Raw genomic sequence first — 22,425 nt, 5'->3', positions numbered from 1 at the left:
CTTGACTCGTCATCAGATCGGGTCGGTACACAACTTCTCCCTTTTGATCCTCAGACACGGAAGGCCACGGATGAGTATTCAGAGTTAGGGGTAGCACTTAAGGCAAAGATTTCAAAAAACCAAATTTTCGTTGGTACACAGTTTCCCTCCCTACCGGTGATCACAGCGAGCCATGCGCGTCTATTGCCGCAGTCATTTCGTGGGATTTATGCCATCTCTGATGACATCGAGAGCCTTCGTCTACATGCCGGGCGAATGGATCGTGTCAATCTTCGGGACTCAAGCGATAATCAACCTCTTTTAATGGCTTCCCCCAATGGTCGATTTCGGGCAGGTGTCAGCTCAGAAAGGTTTGACTTCATGGGCGGTGATTATCGTTGGTCCGACACACTGACCCTGCGCTATTACCATGCGGCGCTGGAAAACATCTATACCCAAGATTTTGTGGGAGCTATCCATTCATCACCCATAGGGCCAGGAAAGCTAAAGACTGACATTCGTGTCTTCGACAGTCGCGAAAATGGTCGAGCCGAAGCTGGGAAAGTCGAGAATCTGAATGTTGGAGCAATGTTCAGCTACCAAGTAGCTGCCCATACCTTTGGTTTGGGGTATATGCATCAAACCGGCGATACCGCGATGGCCTACATTGCGGGAGGAGAGCCCGCAGTACTCAGTGACGGCGCCATGAGCGCCGATTTCGTAAATCCAAAGGAGCAGACGTGGGTCGCCCGCTACGACTTCAACTTCGCTGCTGTGGGCATCCCTGGACTGACGGGAATGCTTCGCTACATGCGCGGTACTCATATAGATCTGCCGAATCTTGGTGGAGACGATTTGACCGAGTCCTCAAAGGACATTGAGCTTGCTTATGTGATCCAGTCAGGATTTGCAAAAAACTTGGCGTTGCGTATTCGCCATACTGCATACCGTAATGACCAGAGTTCCGGGTCGACTTTCCGGAGTCACAACGAGACTAGGATCAACATTGATTACAGCTTGAAAATCTGGTGACCGGGGGGATAGCGGTCTGGCGATGACCTCTATGGGGCTGTCCCAGACCGACAATGCGAGGGCGAGCATAATTTAGGCGCCGAAACCTTGTTCTGCGATGCTGAGTGCGGTCTGTCGCACTACATTCTCCTTTACTAGCTGAAGCGGTTTGCGGGGACAGTCATCTGTCCTGGGGGGCAGGGCTAGTAATAGGCTGTGGCTTGGATAGGGTTCCCTCAAACAGATAGCTTTTCCGCCGTGCAAAGCTTTTGCCAGGATTGGTAGGTGCCGAGCCTACGTGGGACGACTCAATCAAATACCCTTTCAGCGTAACGGTATTGAATATCTAGCACAGTTTTAATAAGGAAATGATCATTTGAAATTAGTTGACATCGCAACTAATTGCGAAGATTCTATCTCTAGCCTCAGTGCAAAGCAGCGATCGCTTCAAATTCGACCGCAGTACACACAAGAATAAAGAAAGGTCAACGTCATGAGTCGTCCCATATCCGCCTGTCACGTTCTTCCTCGCATCGCAATGCGGTCGCAATTCAAGCCCGTTCGACTACTGAGTTAATTCGCTCAGCCGCTAAAAAATACTCTTGAAAATTTGCAGCCACTTTATCGTGGGGGAAGAAGTCATGCTTCAGGTTCAGGTTTTTCAAAAGACAGCTGAGGCTGTCGATATATCCAGTTTTGAGTTAAGAGCGGTTGGTACTGAACCGCTTCCTCCTTTTAGCCCAGGCTCGCACATCGACGTGTGTATGGCTAACGGGGTTACACGCCAATATTCACTTTGCAATTCTCCGGAAGAGCGCCACCGCTATGTCATTGGAGTTCTCAAGGACCCGTCTTCTCGTGGTGGGTCCATTGCAATGCATGAAAACATTGAAGTGGGGCAAATCATTTCGATCAGCGAGCCACGTAATTTATTTCCGCTTGAGGAATCAGGCAAAAAACATCTGCTCTTCGCTGGTGGGATTGGTATTACTCCGATGCTGGCCATGGCACATGCGCTAGCGGTTCTGGATGCTGATTTTGAACTGCACTATTGCTTTAGATCTATCGACCGCGCCGCTTTCGCTGGCGCCCTCCAGGAATCCCCGTTCCGCGAACGTGTTTATCTGCACGATGATAGCGGAGCCGATGAGCAGAAACTAAATGCCAAACAGTTTCTGGGGCAGATCGAACCTGATGTTCATCTCTATGTTTGTGGTCCGAGTGGTTTCATGAACCATATATTGGACACAGCTGCTTCGTGTGGGTGGCCTAAGGAGCAGGTGCATCGCGAATACTTCGCAGCCACGGCCATTGATCACGAAGGTGATCAGCCATTTGAGGTTGAACTTGCGATTTCTGGTCAAGTTCTCCAAATCCCCGCTGACCGTTCGGTATTTGAAGTACTAGATGAGGCCGGTATCGAGATTCCCAGCTCATGTGAACAGGGTGTTTGCGGCTCGTGCATTACCCGAGTGCTGCAAGGGGTCCCCGATCACAGAGACCAGTTCATGACTCCCGCGGAACAGGCAAGGAATGATCAATTCACACCTTGCTGCTCTAGATCCAAGTCACCGCGACTTGTGCTTGATCTTTGACCGCTTCACTTATAACAAAATCGTTAATTTGGAGGACGCCATGAGTACTTCAATCGCCGCGCAGCTCGCATACGAAATTGCACCTGCGCCCAGCTTTCCGACCTTTCCTTTGAACCAGTGGTATGTGGCCGCATTGAGCTCTGAGTTGAAAGACAAACCTGTTGGCCGCACGCTACTTGGTAAACCGGTGGTCATATTTCGTGCCGCTAATGGGCAAGTAGCGGCCTTGGAAGATCGTTGCTGCCATCGGGCGCTACCCTTGTCTAACGGTACGCTGGAGGAAGGTCGTCTGCGCTGTGGATACCACGGTCTTTTGTTCAACGGAGAAGGCAAATGTGTGGAAATTCCCGGTCAAGATAAAATACCGAGTAAAGCCAAGGTCCCTGTCTATCAGGTGCGCGAGCGCGATCATCTGGTTTGGATATGGTTTGGCAATCCCGACAACCTCGTGCCCAACTGTGAGCCACCGGAATACGATGTACACAGCAGCGGGAAGTATGTATTTGACGGTTCGGTCTATCACTACGACGCGCCATACCAGCTTATTCACGACAATCTGATGGATTTGAGCCACCTTGGTTATGTGCACCTAAAAACCATTGGGGGAAATGCTCGCATTCACATGAATGCCGAAATGAAAGTGGAAAGCGATGACAGCACTGTAAGAGTGGTGCGCTATATGCTGGACTCGGTGCCTCCACCCACCTACACCGCCGCCTATCCCTTCAAAGGAAATGTCGATCGTTGGCAGGAAATAGAGTTTCACGTGAGCCATCTGCGTATCTGGACGGGCGCCGTCGATGCCAACACGTCCGCCATGGATGACCCGAACCGTGGTGGTTTCCACATGCGGGGCTTTCATGGAGTGACCCCGGAAACCGAAACGACCAGTCACTATTTCTGGACGATGGCGACCAACCCGATCAGCGATCCGGAAGCCACCAAAGCCAAGGTCATCGAACAAACCATCCTGACGTTTGATGAAGATAAGCAAGTGATCGAAGCGCAATACGCCAACATGTGCCGGTTTGGTGAGCGGCCACTGATCGATATTCATGTCGACGTCGGTGCAAACCGCGCGCGCAAAATCATCGAGCGTCTCCGCACCGGCGACTAGTGAGCCTGACTCCACGATAAAAATTTGAATTTGAATTTGAAGGACGACTTCGCCCGCGTTAAAGGGCTCAGCGGGAACACCCAATAATAAAACGAGAAGTTCATGTACCCATCCCGATCAAATCTGTGTGCTCCTGTCACGTTGTATCGCGGTGCTTTGGCCGCCACCGTGGTGACTGGTTTCTTATTCGTAACACCTGTTCAAGCCAACAACGGTGTCATGCTCCCGGCCTATGGCGCAAAAGCCATGGGCATGGGAGGTGTCTCCATAGCCCTGCCGCAGGATGCCGCCGAATCGGCGAACAATCCTGCTGGTATGGCAATAGTGGGGAACCGACAAGATCTTGATCTAACGATCATTCATGCGCCCCTCAATACGCATGTAGGGGGCAATCACTATTCAGACACCGCCTTAATACCCATTCCCACAGGCGGCCTCAACCGGGTATTGAACGCGGACATGACTTGGGGGGTATCAGTGTTTGGACAGGGGGTGGCGCTGGATTACGGCAAGCCTGTCTACGGTACTCGGAACACGAAATCCAAACTGCAACAGGTCGTGATCGCTCCGACGTTGACCTGGCGTATCGCTCCAGACCAGTACGTGGGTATCTCGCCCCGTTTGGCCTATCAGCGGGGACATATTGCCGGCCTGGAAAACTTCGGGTTCAACAGTGATGGGGCGGACAAGGCCTACGGTGCCGGATTCGCTTTGGGCTACCTGGCTAAACTCAATGACCGCATGAGCGTTGGTGCCACTTATGCCAGCCCCATCTGGTTCCAGAAACTGGATCGCTACCGCGACTTATTACCCGATGGCCGCCTCAACCTGCCGCAGCAAGCCGGTATTGGCCTCGCCTACAAAGTTATTCCCCAACTCACGGTGGCAGTGGACGCTCTATGGGTAAATTGGGCTGGAGAAAGAAGTTACGGCAACCGCCAGACTGAAGGTGGCGCTCTGGGCGCTAACGACGGCCCAGGTTTTGGTTGGCTCAACCAGAAGATCCTGCGAGTAGGGGCCAGTTACGACATTGACCTCCATTGGACCGTGCGAGCTGGCGCATCTTTCTCGAATCATTTCATCCCCGACAGCCAAGCCACCTTTGCTGCCTTGGCCCCGCTCTCCCAGTACAACCAATACAGTGCTGGGGCCACTTACCGCATAAGTAAAGGCTGGGAGATAACTGGTAGTTACCTCTACGCCACTAATAGCGAATTGCATGGCACCGGTGCGAGCAGTGGGGTGAGCGTTGGCACTCATGCGGACTATTTCAACCTTGGTATTGGCTATCAGTTCTAAGGAGCGGCGGCGTTTATGGCTATCGCAAAATCCACGACGATCTGCGCGAGGTCGGTGAGGATTGTGGTCGTCATCGTGTGGCGAGGCTGATGCGTCTTGAAGGTCTGCGTTCTCAGACAGGTTATCGACGCCGCCCTGGAAAGTACGGCGGTAAGTCGGCGGTCGTCTCACCCAATTTGCTGAAGCGCCAGTTCGATGTCGTGGAACCCAACAAGGTTTGGGTAACCGACATCACGTACATTCGTACGTATGAAGGCTGGTTGTATTTGGCGGTGGTACTGGATCTGTTTTCTCGGCAGGTCGTTGGCCGGTCAATGAAGTCGAAGATGACCAGTGATTTGGCTATTGATGCGTTGTTGATGGCGGTTTGGAGGCGTAAACCGAAGCAAGAGGTGATGGTTCATTCCGACCAAGGCAGCCAGTACAGCAGCTCCGATTGGCGCAGCTTTTTGAAGGCAAACAATCTGATTGCCAGCATGAGTCGCCGAGGCAACTGTCATGACAACGCCGTGGCCAAGAGTTTTTTCCAGCTTCTGAAACGGGAACGGATCAAGCGAAAAATCTACACCACGCGGGAAGATGCTCGGAGTGATGTTTTCGATTACATCGAGATGTTCTACAACGTAAAACGCCGCCATGGTTTCAACAATCAGCTGTCACCGGTAGAGTTTGAAAAGCGTTACGCAATGAGCTTGCAAGGTGTCTAGAGAGTCCGGGGCGATTCAGTACTTACTGAACAAGACGTCTTATGCCTAGTAATGTACGTACTCGATTAGAAAGTCGATAGTCAGGAAGTCATAGTGGACCAAATACTCAGACTGAGCGGTGAAAGACAGGGCATCAGGTGTACCAGCTTGCCTGGTACGGATTGGCGGGCCGTCCTGGGAAACGTATATGGATTGGAAGGCCAGTCAGACCGCGGCCACGCTGAACCGCAAATCAATGTTCTGGATACCGGGGAGTTGACGATTGCTGATGTCCAGATGGCCGGACTACTGCTTGCGCCAAAGCAGCAAGCAGGCAGCAAAGCCGATCAGATATTGATCAAACATATCGTTCACGGCAAAGTCATGTTCGAGCAAAGCGGCAAACAAGGTTGCGTACGTGCGGGCGGATTGGTGGTTGTGGATCCTGCTTGGCCTTTCACGGAGCAAGCTGACGAGCAGGTCCGGATGGTGGTGATGGGATGCCCGAAATCTGCACTTCGCCAACGTGGTAACCCTTCAAGCCTGAAGCATTGGGTGGAAGCGGATGCCGACTCTCCTGATGTGCAACTGTTTCTGGGGATGAGCAGTCTGTTGATGCAATATCGTGGCGCTGCCCGTGGCACCACGATCGCTCGGCTGGCGTCACAGTTGCTCGATATGGCTGGCATCACGCTATTGGGGAAGGAAGGGCGATATGGTCTCAAGACCCGTGAGGCTGCACTTTTCCGGATCGAACGTTACATAAACGAGCGCCTGGCGGACAGTACCCTGGACGCTGCAAAGATAGCCAACGACGTAAATCTTTCAGTAGGCTACCTGAATCATTTATTCAGGGAGCACGGAACGTCTCTGATGCGCTACGTATGGCAGCAGCGTATCCAGCACGCCTGCGCCCTGCTGACGAACTCTGCGTGCGGCAACATGTCGATCGATGAAGTTGCCTGGAATTGCGGATTTTCAAGCCCGGCGCATTTTAGCCGGAAGTTCAAGCAAGCCTACGGCCTGAGCCCAAGGGAAATGCGCACGTCAGCGCCCTGACAGCACCGGGATTTAAAAAAATACGCCAAGGCCGGACTGATCATCCGTCCGGCCCCAATGTTGAACTATTCGCGTATCAGAACGGGTACGGCCCTTTGTTGTGCTGGATCGTCACCCAGTGGTCGCGGGTCAGTTCATGAAGAATCCACTCCCCACCAAATCGCCCAAGACCACTGTTCTTCTCACCACCAAACGGACCGGACCGGGAATCATCGACGCTGTGATCGTTGATATGCGTCATTCCCGCTTCGATTCCCAGCGCGAACCGAACGCCGCGCTCCTGATCCTGGGTGAACACGGCAGATGACAGTCCGAACTCCGTTTCATTCGCGACACGCAGTGCCTCCTTATCGCCTGAGACCTTGATGATCGGTGCGATCGGGCCAAACATTTCGCTTTGGGCAAAAATGGAGTCGTTCTTGACATCAACGAACACATGGGGCGGCAGAACCAGCCCTTCGGCTTCTCCCCCAAGCACCCGCCTTGCCCCGGCATCGTCGGCTAGCTTCAGCATTGCCAGATGCGCCGTAAGCTGCTTTTGACTGATCACTGGTCCAATGGACACATCAGGATCGCGCGGATCGCCATACTTGAGTGTTCTGACATGCGCGACAAAACGCTCTACGAACTCATCATGCACTTTCGCGTCGACGATGATGCGGTTCGAACTCATGCAGATCTGTCCCTGGTGCAAGAATCGACCGACCACGGCGCTGCGGACCGCATGCTCCAGGTCCGCATCATCGAGCACGACGAGCGGCGCATTGCCACCCAGTTCAAGCGCGACACGTTTGATCTGAGGCGCAGTCATGGCCAGCGACCCAACCCGCCGACCGATTCGTGTGGAACCCGTGAACGAGATCATCCTGGGCACTGGATGCAGAGTAAAGGCATCGCCGATCTCTTCGGCCGGGCCGATGACCACGTTGAGTAGACCGGCCGGTAGTCCAGCTTCTTCGAAGATCTTCGCTAGCAGCAACCCTCCGGTGACAGGTGTTTCCCCGGCAGGCTTGATGACAACGGCGTTGCCCAGAGCCAACGCCGGAGCGACCGAACGCTGGGTCAGATAGAGTGGGAAGTTCCAAGGGCTGATCACACCCACTACGCCAAGAGGTTGACGGTACGCCCGACTCTCCTTACCGGGCGTCTCGCTGGGAAGCAGGCGCCCCTCGGTCCGGTGAGGAAAGGTCGCGGCTTCCTGTGTGATGCCTACCGTGAAGTGCCACTCGATTTCAGCCTTAGCTCGGGTGCTGCCTGCTTCGCTGATGAGCCAGTCCAGTATCTCGTCGTGCCGGGCTTTCATGATTTCAGCAGCGCGCGCCATGACCTGTGCCCGTTCGTGCGGTGCGGTAGTTGCCCACAGTCGCTGAGCATGTTCTGCAGCGCGACAGGCCTCGTCCAGATCGCTGGCATCGGCATCCGGGATTTCAACCAAGGTATTGCCGGTATAGGGATCAGTATCAACCAGCACGGTTCCAAGTTTACCAGCCCGCCACCGGCCTGAGATGTATTGGTCGTTAAAGCCTTCATATGGCCGCGGTGCGGCTGCTATTGATGCAGATTTGACGGATGACATCGTGTGTTTCTCCGGAAAACTAGTCAGTTGCTGAGACTGATGCAACGGGATACCCGTTGGTGCAGCTAGCCATAGACAGCGTTGATATTTAGCCTTTCTATAATGCTCCGTAGTCCAGAAACTCACTTGTCTAGTTGTTACCTTCCTCTTGTCCAGACTGCACATTCGTCGTCTCGTATTGAAACTACCGCGACACCCTCGCCTCCATGAGAGCCTCATGGAGGGCACCAAAGTCTGGCATCATGGATGGCTATATGATCATAACGGTTCGTCGGCACGGTGCTCCAAGGCCAGCCCCGGCACAGCGCTGATCGATGCCGCAACGGCAGGTCTCGGAATCGCTTACTTGCCTGATTGCCTCACCTATGAGCATGTGACCTCTGGGGCTCTTATGCCGATCATGACTCGGTATTCACTTTCCTGGCAGGTGCATATGTCGTCCTCCTTCCAAGTCAGAATCCTGTGCACATGATACGAATCCTCACAGAACCTGAGCCGACATCAACGTCGATAGCGGGCTGTCCGCTATCGGCCAGAGTCTGTAAAAACGTTGTCGGGGGGCATGACACCTAAAAGAGCGCTTGCGCCAGCCAACCCGGACACGACTCTCATTTAATTGATGCTGCTAAGCGCCCGAACTCTATCGGCGGCCGATATTTCAAAGCACTGTGCGGGCGCTGCTCGTTGTAATGCTAGAAGGCAATTGCCAGGCTACGCGGCGCCGTATCTCGGCCGACTCAGGCATGCGCCACCTAATCCCGCTTGATCGGCTCCACGAAGCTATTGGACAGTCATAGGCTTGTATTTTCATGATGTATCTCCAATTCATGTGAAGTTGATGGGAAAAGCCCCCCAGGGCCGGATGCTCTTAGGGGTAAGTTGCGCGTGCGATGTCGCAGTCCGGAAAGCGGCGTCGCAACTTCGTTGCTTCCTGGATCGAGAAGGCTCCTCACAGTTCGATGATCTGAGTGCCCGCAGCGGCGAGCGCTTCGGCGACGGTCAAAGTCTTCCCCACCTATGATTTCTGCGCCGAACTCGGGTGACGCCATGTGTGCCGTGTGCGTGGGACAGCGATAGCCGGGCGCCTTGATGATGAATGCGTATTTGGTCTGTTTCATATCCCTCCAAAAGGTTGATACGCTTACTGATCGACCCGGAAACTGCTTCCACCGGGTTATGTGCTTACGTCAGCACCTTTGACTTCAGCAAATCCGAGAGACCAACCCTATGCAACATCTTGGCGCGCAGCTGGTCGAGCGCAGTGACGCCGACATCGGCGCTGTCCCGAGTCGGGTCGATGTGAGCGCGGAACGGGCGCTTGCCGAGTGGGGCGCCGACGACCGCCACATCGGCGTCGTCAGACACGATCTCGGCAAGGGCCTTCTGCACTTGTTCGCCGAATCCCGCATACGAACCCGTTTTGTACGCGGCTGCACGCACAGCATCCGCGGGCACAGAGGAATGGGCGAAGTGGTTGGCGCCCTTGGTGAACGCGCCTGGCACGATGATCGAGGTTTCGACGCCCCAGAGCGACAACTCGCGGCCATATTGAACCGCCATCGCATTCATGCCGGCCTTAGCTGCGAAGTTAGGTGCCAGGTATGGCGCCGTACGGCCAGCGGAACTGCTGCTGGACACCCACACCAGCAGGCCTTGTTTCTGGTTTCGAAGTTGCGGGAGGGCTGCACGGTTGACCCGTTGTGCGCCGAGTACGTTGGTGTCCTACAGCTGCGCGAACTGCTCGACGATGACAGTTTCGGCGGGGCTGAAGGCCATATGGCCGGCGTTGTGCATCACCAGATCCCAGGCGCCTGCTCTTGGCGACGATCTCAGCGATGGCGGCGTTGGCCGACCCTTGCGACTGTACGTCCAGTTCAAGCGCGCGAAGGTTGACACTGTTGTCTTTCGAAAAGGCCGTGATCTGCGCGGTATTACCGGCGTTGCGGCCGACGGTGACGCGCATCGAAAGTAGACGGTATGACCCGCCTTGGCGAGTGCTTCGGCGCTCAGACGGCCGAAGCCGCTGGATGTGCCGGTCACCAGAATTATCTTGTTCATGGCGATTCTCTTGAAGTGTTTGCTGTGAGGTCGACCGCAGGGTTCAGACCATGCGCGCCGTTGGCGCGCAGCACTTGGCGTTGACCCAGCCGCCATTGGGGGCGGACGCGTTGACGGTGATCGAGCGGCCGCGCAGATCCTTGGTCAGGACTGCGGTCATCGTCTCCACCGCTGCCTTCGTTGCGGCGTAGACACCGTAGGTTTCGAGGCGCAGCCCGACCACCTTGGTCGAGACGTTGCCGATGCTGCCTCCGTCGTGCAGGCGGCGGGAGGCCTGACGCAGGGTGATGAACGTGCCCTTCAGATTGATCGCAACCTGGCTGTCGAAGAGGGCGTCGTCGGTCTCGGCGAGGCTTGCGAGTTTCATGATGCCGGCATTGTTGACCAACACGTCGATACCCCCCCACACGAGGTGTCCACGGTGTCGAACATCCGCTCAACGGCACTGGCGTCGCTGACGTCCGCCTTTGCCGTGATAGCGACCGCCAGCCTTCTCGATCTCCGTGGCGAGGGCATCGGCTTCTGCCGTGCTGCCCGCATAGTTGACGACGATATTGAAGCCGTCCGCAGCCAGACGGCGGGCGATGGTCGCGCCGATGCCGCGTGAGGCGCCCGTGACGAGGGCTACTTTTCTTTCCGTGTTGCTCATGTGCTTTCTCCGGTGGGTTACCGCCGAATTCAGCGGATGAGTGAACCTTGCGCTCCTGAAAGAAAAGACAATCCCCGTAAATTGCAATCGCTGCGCCATGAGAACGAACAATAGGGCGCGATATGGATCGACTTGACGTGATGCACCTTTTCCTCCGGATTGTCGAACGTCGCAGTTTAATGATTACGGCGCATGACATGGAGATCCCGCAGTCTACGGTCACTACGGTGATCCGCAACTTGGAGACGCTCGGGCGTACGGCTGTTGCAGCGCACTACTCGCGTGGTCAAGTCGACGCTGAGTGTACTTAGTCCAGGAGGAGTGGATTGCGCGCTACGCTGGGGGCAATTGCGTGACAGTGACCTGTCGGCAGGGCAGGTTGCGGTCCTCGAACGGCTCACCTGCACAACGCTTGGATATCTGGACAAATTCGGTAATCCTTCGGGCATCGAGGATCTAGCCGGTCATCGTGCTGTCGGACTACGGTCCCTGAACTCCGGCGCATCGACCCCACTGGAATTTGGCCGGGAGGGCAGCGTACTGCGCACGGTCTCTTAGCCGAGCACGTTCTCGGCGACCGGCACCGAGAGTTACCTCGCCGGCATTCGCCATGGCCTCGGGACGGCGAAGGTTCCGCGCTTCCATGTAGTGGAGGATCTTTAGCTCGGCATGCTGGTGTCGATCCTGTGTAACCACCCGCCGCCATTGGTGCCCGTTTCGCTGCTCTACCCGCGCAGCCGACAACTCTCTACGTGTGTATGGGGCTTCTGGATTAGGCAGCACGCGAGTTCGTTCTTAGGGCGCCCCCATCGGAAATGACGTAGAAGTACGGTGGAGCGCCGGTCTCTGGCGCGCTGAACGGCGATATACTGTGCGGCGCGGGATTTCCGGCTTGCTACCTCCGACATCACTTACATAGGGGGCGGAGACGGAAGATAGTCATCCGGCCTGAAGGGCCCAGGGCAATGCCGTCCAGCAGTTCGGCCATGTCCTCAACGCTATCGATGGCGACTCCGGCCTTGCCGACATCGGCCTGCCATTGCGGATCACTGGAGTCGTAACCGCGATGGGTCGGCAAATCGAAAGCCAGTGACAAACCCGTGGGGCCTTCAGCAAGGCGTTGCCGCAGGCGCTGGTTGCTGGCGTCGGCACCGACGAATCCGGTGTATTGACGCACGGCCCAGGATTTTTCCGGGTACATGCTTGAGTAGGGGCCGCGCACAAAAGGTGCCTTGCCGAGCAAGCTGTTCAGGTGCTCGAGACCGTCCAGATCTCTGCTGTCGTACAACGGTTTCAGTCGCAGGCCTTCGGGCCGCTAGAGAGGAGGGTGGTTCATGTTCGGCTGCAATCGGCAAGATGGATTTTGCGGGTAAAAACGTCGGCCAGCTTGAACAGGTCGCTGCGCCGATACACTTCACACCAGTGCAATTCTCGACCCATGTGCAGTCTGAGCTGCAAGCTGTCGTTGATATTGAGGTTGCCGTAGAAGTGCAGCTCGCGCTGATGAATGTGGCCGGGGCGACGCAATCCTGACAAGGTCCATTCCGCACGCTCGACCATGGCCTGGAAGTTAGCGAAGTACAGAAGCTCGGGACCGTTGAAGTCGATGTCAGTGCAGGGGGTGAAATCAAACAAGCGCGCCGCCTCGGTGGATTGGCGGTCAACGCTGTAATGAGTGTGCCAGTCACCGCTGCGGATTCGCCGGTTGTCGACGTGTAGTTCCTGCAACCCCTCCGGTAGCGGGGTTACGGGTGCGTGACTACCCTTGAGACACGCCTTGCTGATACTGCGATTGTCGCCCGGTACATGACGGGTTACGAACGTGGACAGCAACGCCAGTTGCCCCCACGACTCGGTGCCAAGCCTAGCTTTATGTTCGCTGTGATGCCGGGCCTGCCCACCGCGCCGAAGCGGGTTTGAATCTGGAACGCGCGATTCTCGATGATCGCTTCCAGCTTCAGATTCCAGGTTTTTACGGCGGTGAACGAAGCATAGGCGATGCGCCCTTGCTCATCGGCGAAATTAGGCAGAGGCCGATCATGCAGTTGGGTTAGTGCGAGCCATTGTTGATGACCACACTCTTTCAACAACCAGTTTTCCGACAGACCAGTGAAGGTCAGGTTGGGCATCGAAGCCAGGTAGGTTTCTGAGCGCGTAGCAATGAATGTCGGCATGTTAAGTATCCGTCAGGCTGGTGTGCCACCCGTAGCGAATTCCGTACCAGCTCGATGCGGATATTTATTAGATATTTAACTGATTGATTTAGAAGTAAATATTATTTATGCGGAGTGTCATTAGGGGGCGACACTACGCAATTACGTAGAAGTACGAATCTTCGTAGAGCCTTGCACGAGATTGCGTGACCCTGTTCAGCACCACCCCCCCCCTCACGCGACCCTGTTGCAGCCTCGCAAGCTCGGCAACTGCTACAAGGTAGGTCATTCCTCCAATTTGATTTCCAGACGCTTGAACCTTGAGGCTAGGGTTGTGGGTTTGAGGCCCAGCAGTTCGGCTGCGCCACCTTTGCCAAACAATTTACCGTGGGCGGCCTTGAGTGCGGCCTGCATGTTGTTGCGCTCCAGTTCGCGGAACTGTGCGTCAGTCATGATCGTCGAGGAGCAGGAAGGTTGTTGGGTGACGGTGGTTTTTGGTTCATCGGGCAGGTCGAGGTTCAGGTCGGCGCCGTTAGAGGTAATCAAGGCGCGCTCGATGACGTTTTGCAACTCTCGGATATTGCCCGGCCAGGAGTAGCTCTGCAGCCGCTCGATATCGCTGTTGCGCAGGCGCCGCCCTGGCATGTTCAGACGCTTGCCGGTCTGCTTGAGGAAGTGCGCCGCCAGAGGCGCGATATCCATCGGACGTTCACGCAACGCTGGCGACTGGATCGGGAAAACGTTGAGTCGGAAATACAGATCTTCGCGAAAATGCTTGGCCGCGACTTCTTGGCGCAAGTCGCGGTTAGTCGCGGCGATGATCCGTACATCAACCTTGCGTGTGCGTTCTTCACCGACTCGCTCGAACTGGCCTTCCTGTAACACCCGCAACAGTTTACTTTGCAGCTCCAGCGGAATTTCGCCGATCTCGTCGAGAAACAGTGTACCGCCGTCCGCCAGTTCGAAACGCCCGACTCGGTCGCGCACCGCACCGGTGAACGCCCCGCGGATGTGTCCGAAGAACTCGCTCTCGAACAGCTCCGCGGGAATGGCGGCGCAGTTGACCCGGATTAGCGGGCTGGTTTTACGACGGCTGGCCTGATGAATAGCGCGGGCGATCAACTCCTTGCCCGTGCCCGACTCGCCATTGATTAACACGCTGGCGTCGGTGGGAGCAACCACGTCGATCTGCTTGATGATTTTCAGGATCGGGGCGCTTTGGCCGACGATCTCGCGGAAGTTGTGCTCGATGTGTATCTCTTCCTGCAAATAGGCGTTTTGGTCTTCCAGCCGTTGCTTGAGTACCTTCAGTTCTTCCAGCGCGTTGTGCAATTGGTTCTCGGTGGTGCGCCGCTCGGTGATGTCGCGAAACACCACCACCGCGCCGACGATTCGGCCGTCGGAAATCACCGGGGTGCTGGTGAATTCCACCGGGAACGAACTGCCGTCGCGGCGCCAGAACACTTCCTGCCGTCCTTCGTGCACCACGCCGTCACGCACGGCTTTGTAGATGGGGCACTCTTCGACCGGATAATGGCTGCCGTCGGCATGGGTGTGGTGATGAATGCGATGGATGTTTTTGCCGATCATGTCCTGGGGTTCCCAACCCAGCATGCGGGCGCCGGCCGGGTTGACGAACGTGGCCAGGCCTTCGCTGTTTATGCTGTAGATACCGTCGCCCACCGAACTGAGCAATAACTGGTTATCGCGCTCGGTTTCCTGAAACAGATTGAGAATGTTGCGCCATTCGATCAGCCCACCGCGCATGGTGCGTTCGGTGTGTGCCTGATCGCGCTGGTATTTCTCATGGCTCAGCTCGCGCATTACCAGAATCAATTGTTGCTCGCCCTTGATCTGCAAGGTAGTGGCGGAGATTTCCAGTTCGATGCGTTCGCCGCTCTTGCAGTTGCAACTTAGCTCGTCGGTCCAGCTGCGACCTTTATCAATCACGGCCTGAGTAAACACGATCAGGTCCGCCAGCTGATGACCAAACAGCTTGCTCACCGGTAGCTCAAGCAGTTCCTGACGCGGATAGCCGAGCAACTTGCAGGCGGCGATGTTCAGATCGCCCAGCCGATCGGTAAACGGATTGAGCAGCACGATGGCTTCGGTGCAATGCTCGAACACCATATGCCGCGACGAATACGCCAGGTCGGCCCAGCCGTTGAGAGAGTCTGCTTCGGTCATGGCTACGAAATCTCGTGATTGGTCTCTACGAATATTCGTATTTCTACGGGAATGCGTGATCCGCCGATAGCATCAGAAACGCCATAAAAAACCGGATCAGATGGCCATTGGTAAACTAATCAAGCACTTACCACTGCACAGAAAATAATTTTATTTCCTGGCACGGCGTTCGCTCTCTCTCCTGTAACCCGGCAGCCAACACAGGCTGGCGTTCAAGTACGAAGCAACTGGAGAGCGACACTATGCCAACCGTGGACATCCCCCATTACAAAGACGGCGACTTCTTGGTCAATTACGAAGAGAAAGTCTTCGAGGACGTCAAAGCCGAACCCGGCGAAAAAGTCCTGATCACCTTCCACACCATTGCCTTCGAAGGCTCCATCGGTCTGGTGAATATGCTTCAGGCCAAGCGTCTGCTGCGCAAAGGCTTCGAAACCAAAATACTGCTGTACGGTCCAGGCGTGCAACTGGGTGTGCAGCGTGGTTTTCCGACCCTGGGTGCCGAAGCATTCCCCGGTCACCTGGCGGTGAACAAGCAACTCATCCAGTTCATGGAAGAGGGCGGCGAGGTCTACGCCTGCCGCTTCGCTCTGCAAGCGTTGTACGGCCAGACCGAAAAAGCCCTGATCGAAGGTATTCGTCCAATCAACCCGTTGGACGTGATGGACCTGCGCCTGCTGATGCGCCGTGAAGGCGCAATGATCATCGATACCTGGACTGCCTGATTAACACCCCCCGTAGGAGCCGGCTTATCGGTTCCTACGGGTTTGCATTCTCAATCACCCCTAAACCAGGATTCCTCATGGCCATCATTCGCGCAGCCGCCGTACAGATCAGCCCGGTGCTTTACAGTCGCGAAGGCACCGTGGACAAGGTCTGCCAACAGATCATCGCCCTCGGTCGACAAGGCGTGCAGTTCGCCGTTTTTCCGGAAACGGTGGTGCCTTACTACCCGTATTTTTCGTTTGTGCAGCCGGCGTTTGCCATGGGCGCACAGCACCTCAAATTGCTCTATCAATCGGTCACGGTGCCGTCCGCCGCCACCCTGGCGATTGGCGAAGCCTGTAAGCAAGCGGGGATGGTCGTCTCCATCGGCGTCAATGAGCGCGATGGCGGCACGATCTACAACGCGCAACTGCTCTTCGATGCCGACGGCAGCCTGATTCAGCATCGACGCAAAATCACCCCGACCTACCACGAGCGCATGGTCTGGGGGCAGGGTGATGGTTCCGGTCTGCGGGCCATCGACAGCGCAGTCGGGCGCATTGGCTCGCTGGCCTGCTGGGAACATTACAACCCGCTGGCCCGTTACGCCTTGATGGCCGACGGCGAGCAGATTCACGCGGCGATGTTTCCCGGTTCCCTGGTGGGCGACATATTCGCCGAGCAGATTGAAGTCACCATCCGCCATCACGCCCTGGAGTCCGGCTGTTTCGTGGTCAACGCCACCGCGTGGCTGGATGCCGATCAGCAGGGCCAGATCATGCAGGACACTGGGTGTGGCCTCGGTCCGATCTCGGGTGGTTGCTTCACCGCCATCGTCTCGCCTGAAGGAAAATTGCTCGGCGAGCCGCTGCGTTCCGGCGAAGGCGTGGTGATTGCCGATCTCGATCTGGCACTGATCGACAAACGTAAACGCATGATGGATTCGGTCGGGCATTACAGCCGGCCGGAACTGCTCAGCCTGTTGATCGACCGCACACCCACCGCGCATGTGCATGAGCGCAGCGCGCACGTTGTGGCGGCTGTCACCGAGGAGCTCGATTATGCAAACCAATGAATTGCTGGCTGAATTGCAGTGCCATGGCGTGCGTTGGCCCGCGGCGCAAAACGGTCTGTCGCGACAAGGTGGGGCGGGGCCTTCGGATCACAAGGCGCTGAGTTTTGGCAGCCGGACGATGATGGTGCCGATCCTCAATCAAGCGTCCCAGGATTCACCCTATCAAGCGCAACCCAGCGCCGATGGTAGCCAAGCGCTGATCTTTCGCGAAGGTTTGCAGGTCGGTCAGGTGCAGATGCCCGGCGTGCCGAAGTTCTATGGTTTGAGTACGGCTGACGGCATTCCCTATTGGAAAATTGCCACGCTGCACAGCAGCGATGTACTCGCGACCACGGTGTTGCAGCATTGCATTCGTTTCAATGATCGCGGCAGTTCCTGCCAGTTCTGCGCAATTGGCCAGTCGCTGGCAGCGGGCAAGACCATTGCCCGCAAACGCCCGCAGCAATTGGCGGAAGTGGCGAAAGCTGCGGTGGAACTCGACGGCGTCAAGCACATGGTGATGACCACCGGCACCCCGCAAACCCCGGACCGGGGCGCGGCGATTTTGTGTGAGTCTGCCGCTGCGGTGACGGCTGCGGTTGATCTGCCGATTCAGGCGCAGTGCGAGCCGCCGGACGACGATCGCTGGTTTCAACGCCTGGCTGACAGCGGCGTGGTGTCCCTCGGCATGCACCTGGAAGCGGTCACCGACGAGGTGCGCCAGCGGATCATGCCCGGCAAGGCCGAAGTGCCGCTGAGCCGCTATTTCGAAGCCTTCAGCGCGGCGGTCGACGTCTTCGGTCGGGGCCAGGTCAGCACCTACATTCTGGCCGGACTGGGCGATAGCGAAGCGGCGATCAGTGAGATGAGCGAGCGCTTGTGTGCGCTGGGTGTGTACCCGTTCGTGGTGCCCTTCGTACCCATTGACGGCACGCCGTTGGCCAATCACCCGAAACCCGACAGCGCCATGATGGCCCGCCTGTATCCGCAGATCGGCGCCAGCCTGCGTCGTCACGGTTTGCACTCCGACCAGATCAACGCCGGCTGCGCCAAATGCGGCGCGTGCTCGGCCCTGAAAAGCTACGAATAAACCGGAGAACGTCCATGCCGAATCTCGCCTTTGCTTTGGTCGACAGCACCTTCGAACCGTTTCGCGCTGGTGACCTGGTGGTCAAGCCCGCCAGCGAGAGCTGGGAGAAACAGGCCTATTTCGCCCTGCGACGTTCGGTGTTTTCCGATGAGCAACAGCTGCTGTTACAGGACAAGGATCACCATGATTTTCAGGCGATCGCCATCGTCGCCCTGGCTGGCAATTGCGGGATCTCCGATCAGGTGGTGGGTGCGGTGCGCATCTATCAGCCAGAGCCGGGCCTGTGGTTTGGCGGACGCTTGTGTGTGGCCCCGGCGTATCGGCGGCACAGCATGATCGGCAAGGCGTTGGTCAACGAAGCGGTGTCACGTGCCAAGGAGCTGGGGTGCGAGATTTTTCGCGCCACGGTGCAAGCGCAGAACGAAGTCTATTTCCATGGTTTGCGCTGGCAAACCCTCGAACAGCTGGAGTTACTCGGCCAGCCGCATTGTTTGATGCAGGCGGATTTGCCGAGCTACCCGTTGATGTCACGCCAGGTTTCATTGCGTGCGCTGAAGGGGGCTCGCCATGAATGATCTCGTGACCCTGATCGACACCCTGCGCAACACCCCGGCGATGCGTTCGAAGCAGGCGATTCAGCAACCGGCGGCGTTGATTGGCTGCAACGAACAAGTCCTGACCCGCGAACAGATGTACGCCTTGCCCGGCGATGACACGGCCGCGATTGCCTGTGGCAATCATTTTCAACTGCTGGCCATCGAAGGCATGTTGCCGGCCTTCGTCGAAGCGGCGCCCTGGTTTGCCGGATGGTCGGCGGTCATGGCCAATGTCAGCGACATCACCGCCATGGGCGGTCGCGCTACGGCGGTGGTCAATGCTTACTGGCATCACGACAACGCTGCCGCGCAAGAATTGTTGACGGGTATTCGCGCCGCTTGTGAAGCCTATGGGGTGTTACTGGCCGGCGGACACACCAGCCTCACGGAGGGAAACCCGACCGCACTGGCGGTGGCAATTACCGGGGTTGCGCAAACGTTACTCTCGACCCTGCATGTCGCGCCCGGTCAAGTGATCGCTATGGCGGTTGATCTAGACGGAAAGTGGCATGCAGACAGCACGTACTGGAAAGCTTTCGAAGGCATGCCAGCCGAACGCCTGCGCAGCAAGCTCGACGTGCTACCGCGCTTGGCGGACGCCCGATTGCTGCACGCAGCCAAGGACATCAGCAACGCCGGGATTCTTGGCAGCCTGTTGATGCTGCTGGAAACCACCGGGTGCGGAGCGACCATAGATCTGGCAGCACTGCCGTGTCCACCGGAGACCACCCTCGTACGCTGGCTACAGGTGTTTCCCAGCTACGGTTTCGTGATGACACTCGACGAGCGCGACTGGCCGCAGGTGCAAACCGCATTTGCCTTCGAGGGTGTGCGCTGTGAACGCATAGGTCTGGTCAACGCCAGTGGCACGTTGCGTGTCCAGTCCGGTGCACAGCACGGCGACTTCTGGAACCTACGCCAGCAGCCGTTTACCGGCTTCAGCTATCCCCATCTCGACCTTACTCCTTTAAACCTCAGGCAACAGGAGCACTGACATGCCCGCCGTCAATTTCAAAATTCGCTGGCCGAATGGCAAAGAAGCGATTGGCTATTCGCCGTCGACCGTCATCTATGAATACCTGGAAGAGGGCGCCAGTTACCCGCTGACGGACTTTCTGCAACGCATCGAACGCGCCCTGAACAATGCCTCGGAGCGTGTGAAGCAGGTCAAAGGGTTTTATTGCAGCTCGGCCATGGACACCTTGAGTTCACTCAAGGGCCAGGCCAGCTACCTGATCGACCCAACCGTCACAGAGGGCCAAGTGGACATTCTCAGCATGCGCACCGAAGGCGCAGGCCAAGTGATCGGCGCGGGCTGGAGCTCATTTTGATTTATCGATTTTTCCCTTAACCCTTTTTCGTTACCCAGTACCGGAGCACCCCATGACCAGCCACCTCACTTCAATCAACACTCCACACCACAGCGTGATCGTCGTCGGCGGCGGTCAGGCCGGGTTATCCGCCAGCTACTACCTGCAACAACAGGGCATCGATCATCTAGTGCTGGAAAAACACAGCCTGACCCACACCTGGCGCAACCAGCGCTGGGATGCCTTCAGTCTGGTGACGCCCAATTGGCAGTGTGCGTTGCCGGGTTACACCTACACCGACGGCTTCAACGGCAGCGATCCTCATGGCTTCATGAAGAAGGACGAGATCAACGAGTACCTGGCCGGCTTCGTCAAAACGGTCAACGCCCCGGCTCGTGAAGGTGTCACAGTGCAGCGCGTGGTGCCGCGAAGCCAGGGTGGCTTCGAGGTGCATACCTCGCAAGGCGAGTTCACGGCTGACCACGTGATTGTCGCGTCGGGCGGTTATCACACGCCGATCATCCCGCGCCTTGCCGAACGCTTGCCGGTCGGCATTCACCAGCTTCACTCCGAGCAATACCGCAATCCGCAGGTCTTGCCCGCCGGTAATGTGCTGGTCGTTGGCTCCGGGCAGTCAGGTGCACAGATTGCCGAAGACTTGCACCTGGCCGGTCGCAAGGTCTATCTGGCGGTGGGTGACGCCCCCCGTTGTGCGCGTTTTTACCGTGGCAAGGACGTGGTCGATTGGCTGGCAGAAATGGGCTACTACGAGATTGGCGTCGACACGCATCCGTTGCGTGAAGGTGTGCGTGATAACACCAACCACTACGTCACCGGACGCGATGGCGGGCGGGATATCGACCTACGCAGTTTTGCCCGTGAGGGCATGGAATTGTTCGGTCGCCTGGACGGGTTGCAGGGCACTCGTTTGCAGTTTGCCCGCAATCTGGGTGAGAGCCTGGACAGCGCCGATGCTGTCTATAACCGGATTAATGCGTCGATCGACAAGTACATCGAACAGCACGCGATTGACGCTCCGCCGGGTGAGGGCTACCAGCCGACCTGGGTGCCCGAGCAGGAGCGTAGCGAGCTGGACCTAGACGCAGAAGGTATCACCTGCATCATTTGGTGCATCGGCTTCAGCCCCGACTTTACTTGGGTCGAAGCACCGGTCTTCAACGGCCGTGGTCATCCCGGCCACCAACGAGGGATCACCGCTCAAGCGGGTTTGTACTTCCTTGGATTGCCTTGGTTGTACACATGGGGATCGGGACGTTTTTCAGGTGTCGCGCGCGATGCGCAGTATCTGGTTGAGTACATAGTCGAATCGCAGGCTGAGTTCGATACTCAGTTACGGCGTTCCGCTTCCAGATAGACAGAGCCTGATACGTGTGGCGCTTTCAGTCAGTTGCTGTTTGCACCTGACTGATTAACTGTCGGTGCTTGGAAGTGGACCCGAAGCAGCAATCCCTATAAATCGATGAATCGGGCCTATGGAGGAGGCGCTGATTCAGCGGCCGCGTACGCTGGAAAGACAACATCGACTCGCTTGGCGTGTGCTCGTAAGTTGAGGACAGCACCGCATCGAGTCGATAACCCAACAGATGTCAGGCGTCTTTCTTCTCTTCGGCAGAATCTTGATGCAGGTAGTGTTGTCTCACACGAGAGCTGACCAGTGCATGGTTTTGGCAGCGATCAGTGATATCTAGGTTGATCCCCAAAGCCTGCACCATGATTGCTCCCGTGCGATGTATGTCATGCGGTGTCCAGTCGCCGTTCTGGCCGTGGTCAAGGACCAGGTGTCGTCCTGACGCCGTGTCTGAAGAGGGCTCGATTCTCGCCACGGCCAACCTGCTTGCTGGTCCAAATTGCTGGATTATGCCGAGTCATAGTACGCATGCTTTTGACGGTTTGAGGATAGCAATACGCTCGGGCATTGCACCAAGCTCAGGCGTTGCTCAGATTGCCAATTGGTCATTAAAAGTACATAATCGAGTCCATAAACGACACGCTTGGCTAGGGAAACATCGATCTTTCAATGATTTAGAGGATGAGTTATGATCCCGTCCGCTGCGCCATATCTGCCTCAAGGCCCACTGAACGCCTTGAAGCACAAAGAAGCCTCTGGCTACTTTGATCCGATAGCAAAGACCCTGGTCGAAAGACCGGGGTTTTTTGTGCCTGCGATTTGATACGCGCGACCTGTAGGAGCCCGCTTGCGGGCGATGGCGATTTCACGGACGCCATCGCCCGCAAGCCGGCTCCTATGTATGGACTCGCCCCCACTGTCAACCCGCTTTT

At 56.7% G+C, this 22,425-nt stretch carries 17 protein-coding genes and 4 pseudogenes; 13 read left to right on the top strand and 8 right to left on the bottom strand.

Annotated features, from left to right (window positions below; all coding sequences use genetic code 11):
* The 6 genes and pseudogenes from BM70_RS0129535 to BM70_RS32025 all read left to right on the top strand — a co-directional run.
* The coding region (locus BM70_RS0129535; RefSeq protein ID WP_025859356.1) for an OprD family outer membrane porin at positions 1–1,011 on the top strand (1,011 nt) is incomplete at its 5' end.
* A 620-nt stretch (positions 1,012–1,631) separates the two neighbouring features.
* Positions 1,632–2,585 (top strand): PDR/VanB family oxidoreductase, encoded by a 954-nt coding sequence (locus tag BM70_RS0129530; RefSeq protein ID WP_025859355.1) that lies wholly within the window; start codon positions 1,632–1,634, stop codon positions 2,583–2,585.
* A 40-nt stretch (positions 2,586–2,625) separates the two neighbouring features.
* The gene (locus BM70_RS0129525) at positions 2,626–3,702 is read left to right on the top strand and encodes an aromatic ring-hydroxylating dioxygenase subunit alpha (protein ID WP_025859354.1); all 1,077 of its coding nucleotides are present in this window, start codon (positions 2,626–2,628) and stop codon (positions 3,700–3,702) included.
* A 102-nt stretch (positions 3,703–3,804) separates the two neighbouring features.
* Positions 3,805–5,001, top strand: coding sequence for an OmpP1/FadL family transporter (locus BM70_RS0129515; RefSeq protein WP_025859353.1), 1,197 nt, complete (start codon positions 3,805–3,807; stop codon positions 4,999–5,001).
* Positions 4,998–5,708 (top strand): annotated as a pseudogene (locus BM70_RS0129510) (IS3 family transposase); the annotation flags it as partial. The gene BM70_RS0129515 and the pseudogene BM70_RS0129510, both read left to right, overlap by 4 nt.
* Before the next feature lie 147 nt (positions 5,709–5,855).
* Positions 5,856–6,746 (top strand): AraC family transcriptional regulator, encoded by an 891-nt coding sequence (locus BM70_RS32025; protein ID WP_155952218.1) that lies wholly within the window; start codon positions 5,856–5,858, stop codon positions 6,744–6,746.
* A gap of 76 nt (positions 6,747–6,822) precedes the next feature.
* Here BM70_RS32025 and BM70_RS0129500 read toward each other — a convergent pair whose 3' ends face one another.
* The 8 genes and pseudogenes from BM70_RS0129500 to BM70_RS0129465 all read right to left on the bottom strand — a co-directional run bounded on the left by BM70_RS0129500 (position 6,823) and on the right by BM70_RS0129465 (position 15,369).
* Positions 6,823–8,322 (bottom strand): aldehyde dehydrogenase family protein, encoded by a 1,500-nt coding sequence (locus BM70_RS0129500; protein WP_025859350.1) that lies wholly within the window; start codon positions 8,320–8,322, stop codon positions 6,823–6,825.
* Between the two features lie 608 nt (positions 8,323–8,930).
* Positions 8,931–9,047: pseudogene (locus tag BM70_RS34100) on the bottom strand (integrase core domain-containing protein); the annotation flags it as partial.
* Between the two features lie 457 nt (positions 9,048–9,504).
* Positions 9,505–10,032 (bottom strand): annotated as a pseudogene (locus BM70_RS33760) (SDR family NAD(P)-dependent oxidoreductase); the annotation flags it as partial.
* Between the two features lie 12 nt (positions 10,033–10,044).
* A complete protein-coding gene (locus tag BM70_RS33755) occupies positions 10,045–10,380 on the bottom strand; it encodes a hypothetical protein (RefSeq protein ID WP_256220957.1) in 336 nt (111 codons plus the stop codon).
* A 43-nt stretch (positions 10,381–10,423) separates the two neighbouring features.
* Positions 10,424–11,029 (bottom strand): annotated as a pseudogene (locus tag BM70_RS33750) (SDR family NAD(P)-dependent oxidoreductase).
* 907 nt (positions 11,030–11,936) lie between these two features.
* A complete protein-coding gene (locus tag BM70_RS0129480) occupies positions 11,937–12,332 on the bottom strand; it encodes a methylmalonyl-CoA mutase family protein (protein WP_371262193.1) in 396 nt (131 codons plus the stop codon).
* Between the two features lie 29 nt (positions 12,333–12,361).
* Entirely contained in the window at positions 12,362–12,997 is a 636-nt protein-coding gene (locus BM70_RS31705; RefSeq protein WP_256220958.1) for a Pnap_2097 family protein, read from the bottom strand.
* Between the two features lie 470 nt (positions 12,998–13,467).
* Positions 13,468–15,369, bottom strand: coding sequence for a sigma 54-interacting transcriptional regulator (locus BM70_RS0129465; protein WP_025859347.1), 1,902 nt, complete (start codon positions 15,367–15,369; stop codon positions 13,468–13,470).
* 242 nt (positions 15,370–15,611) lie between these two features.
* Between BM70_RS0129465 and BM70_RS0129460 the strand changes: the two genes are divergently transcribed.
* From BM70_RS0129460 to BM70_RS0129430, 7 genes are all read left to right on the top strand, one after another.
* Positions 15,612–16,094 (top strand): MSMEG_0572/Sll0783 family nitrogen starvation response protein, encoded by a 483-nt coding sequence (locus tag BM70_RS0129460; RefSeq protein WP_025859346.1) that lies wholly within the window; start codon positions 15,612–15,614, stop codon positions 16,092–16,094.
* Positions 16,095–16,171: 77 nt separating this feature from the next.
* Positions 16,172–17,149, top strand: a complete 978-nt coding sequence (locus BM70_RS0129455) for a Nit6803 family nitrilase (protein WP_025859345.1) — start codon at positions 16,172–16,174, stop codon at positions 17,147–17,149.
* Positions 17,136–18,218 (top strand): MSMEG_0568 family radical SAM protein, encoded by a 1,083-nt coding sequence (locus BM70_RS0129450; protein WP_025859344.1) that lies wholly within the window; start codon positions 17,136–17,138, stop codon positions 18,216–18,218. Before BM70_RS0129455 ends, BM70_RS0129450 begins: the two co-directional genes overlap by 14 nt.
* A gap of 14 nt (positions 18,219–18,232) precedes the next feature.
* On the top strand, positions 18,233–18,793 hold the full coding sequence (locus tag BM70_RS0129445) for an MSMEG_0567/Sll0786 family nitrogen starvation N-acetyltransferase (protein ID WP_025859343.1): 561 nt from the start codon (positions 18,233–18,235) through the stop codon (positions 18,791–18,793).
* Complete coding sequence (locus BM70_RS0129440; protein ID WP_025859342.1) at positions 18,786–19,808, top strand: sll0787 family AIR synthase-like protein; 1,023 nt, start codon at positions 18,786–18,788, stop codon at positions 19,806–19,808. Before BM70_RS0129445 ends, BM70_RS0129440 begins: the two co-directional genes overlap by 8 nt.
* A gap of 1 nt (position 19,809) precedes the next feature.
* Entirely contained in the window at positions 19,810–20,145 is a 336-nt protein-coding gene (locus BM70_RS0129435; RefSeq protein ID WP_025859341.1) for an MSMEG_0570 family nitrogen starvation response protein, read from the top strand.
* Between the two features lie 52 nt (positions 20,146–20,197).
* Positions 20,198–21,499, top strand: coding sequence for an MSMEG_0569 family flavin-dependent oxidoreductase (locus tag BM70_RS0129430; protein ID WP_025859340.1), 1,302 nt, complete (start codon positions 20,198–20,200; stop codon positions 21,497–21,499).
* Positions 21,500–22,425 lie beyond the last annotated feature (926 nt).

The sequence above is a fragment of the Pseudomonas sp. CHM02 genome, from assembly GCF_000612585.1.
In the GTDB taxonomy this organism is placed as follows: domain Bacteria; phylum Pseudomonadota; class Gammaproteobacteria; order Pseudomonadales; family Pseudomonadaceae; genus Aquipseudomonas.
Note: the sequence above shows the minus strand (reverse complement) of the source record. Positions and strands in the feature narration are given on the sequence as shown.

What these genes read in the sequence shown, in the direction of transcription:
- BM70_RS0129530 (WP_025859355.1), top strand. Translation starts at nt 1,632, where the DNA reads ATGCTTCAGGTTCAGGTTTTTCAAAAGACAGCTGAGGCTGTCGATATA.
- BM70_RS0129525 (WP_025859354.1), top strand. Translation starts at nt 2,626, where the DNA reads ATGAGTACTTCAATCGCCGCGCAGCTCGCATACGAAATTGCACCTGCG.
- BM70_RS0129515 (WP_025859353.1), top strand. Translation starts at nt 3,805, where the DNA reads ATGTACCCATCCCGATCAAATCTGTGTGCTCCTGTCACGTTGTATCGC.
- BM70_RS0129500 (WP_025859350.1), bottom strand. Translation starts at nt 8,322, where the DNA reads ATGTCATCCGTCAAATCTGCATCAATAGCAGCCGCACCGCGGCCATAT.
- BM70_RS33755 (WP_256220957.1), bottom strand. Translation starts at nt 10,380, where the DNA reads ATGAACAAGATAATTCTGGTGACCGGCACATCCAGCGGCTTCGGCCGT.
- BM70_RS0129465 (WP_025859347.1), bottom strand. Translation starts at nt 15,369, where the DNA reads ATGACCGAAGCAGACTCTCTCAACGGCTGGGCCGACCTGGCGTATTCG.
- BM70_RS0129460 (WP_025859346.1), top strand. Translation starts at nt 15,612, where the DNA reads ATGCCAACCGTGGACATCCCCCATTACAAAGACGGCGACTTCTTGGTC.
- BM70_RS0129455 (WP_025859345.1), top strand. Translation starts at nt 16,172, where the DNA reads ATGGCCATCATTCGCGCAGCCGCCGTACAGATCAGCCCGGTGCTTTAC.
- BM70_RS0129450 (WP_025859344.1), top strand. Translation starts at nt 17,136, where the DNA reads ATGCAAACCAATGAATTGCTGGCTGAATTGCAGTGCCATGGCGTGCGT.
- BM70_RS0129445 (WP_025859343.1), top strand. Translation starts at nt 18,233, where the DNA reads ATGCCGAATCTCGCCTTTGCTTTGGTCGACAGCACCTTCGAACCGTTT.
- BM70_RS0129440 (WP_025859342.1), top strand. Translation starts at nt 18,786, where the DNA reads ATGAATGATCTCGTGACCCTGATCGACACCCTGCGCAACACCCCGGCG.
- BM70_RS0129435 (WP_025859341.1), top strand. Translation starts at nt 19,810, where the DNA reads ATGCCCGCCGTCAATTTCAAAATTCGCTGGCCGAATGGCAAAGAAGCG.
- BM70_RS0129430 (WP_025859340.1), top strand. Translation starts at nt 20,198, where the DNA reads ATGACCAGCCACCTCACTTCAATCAACACTCCACACCACAGCGTGATC.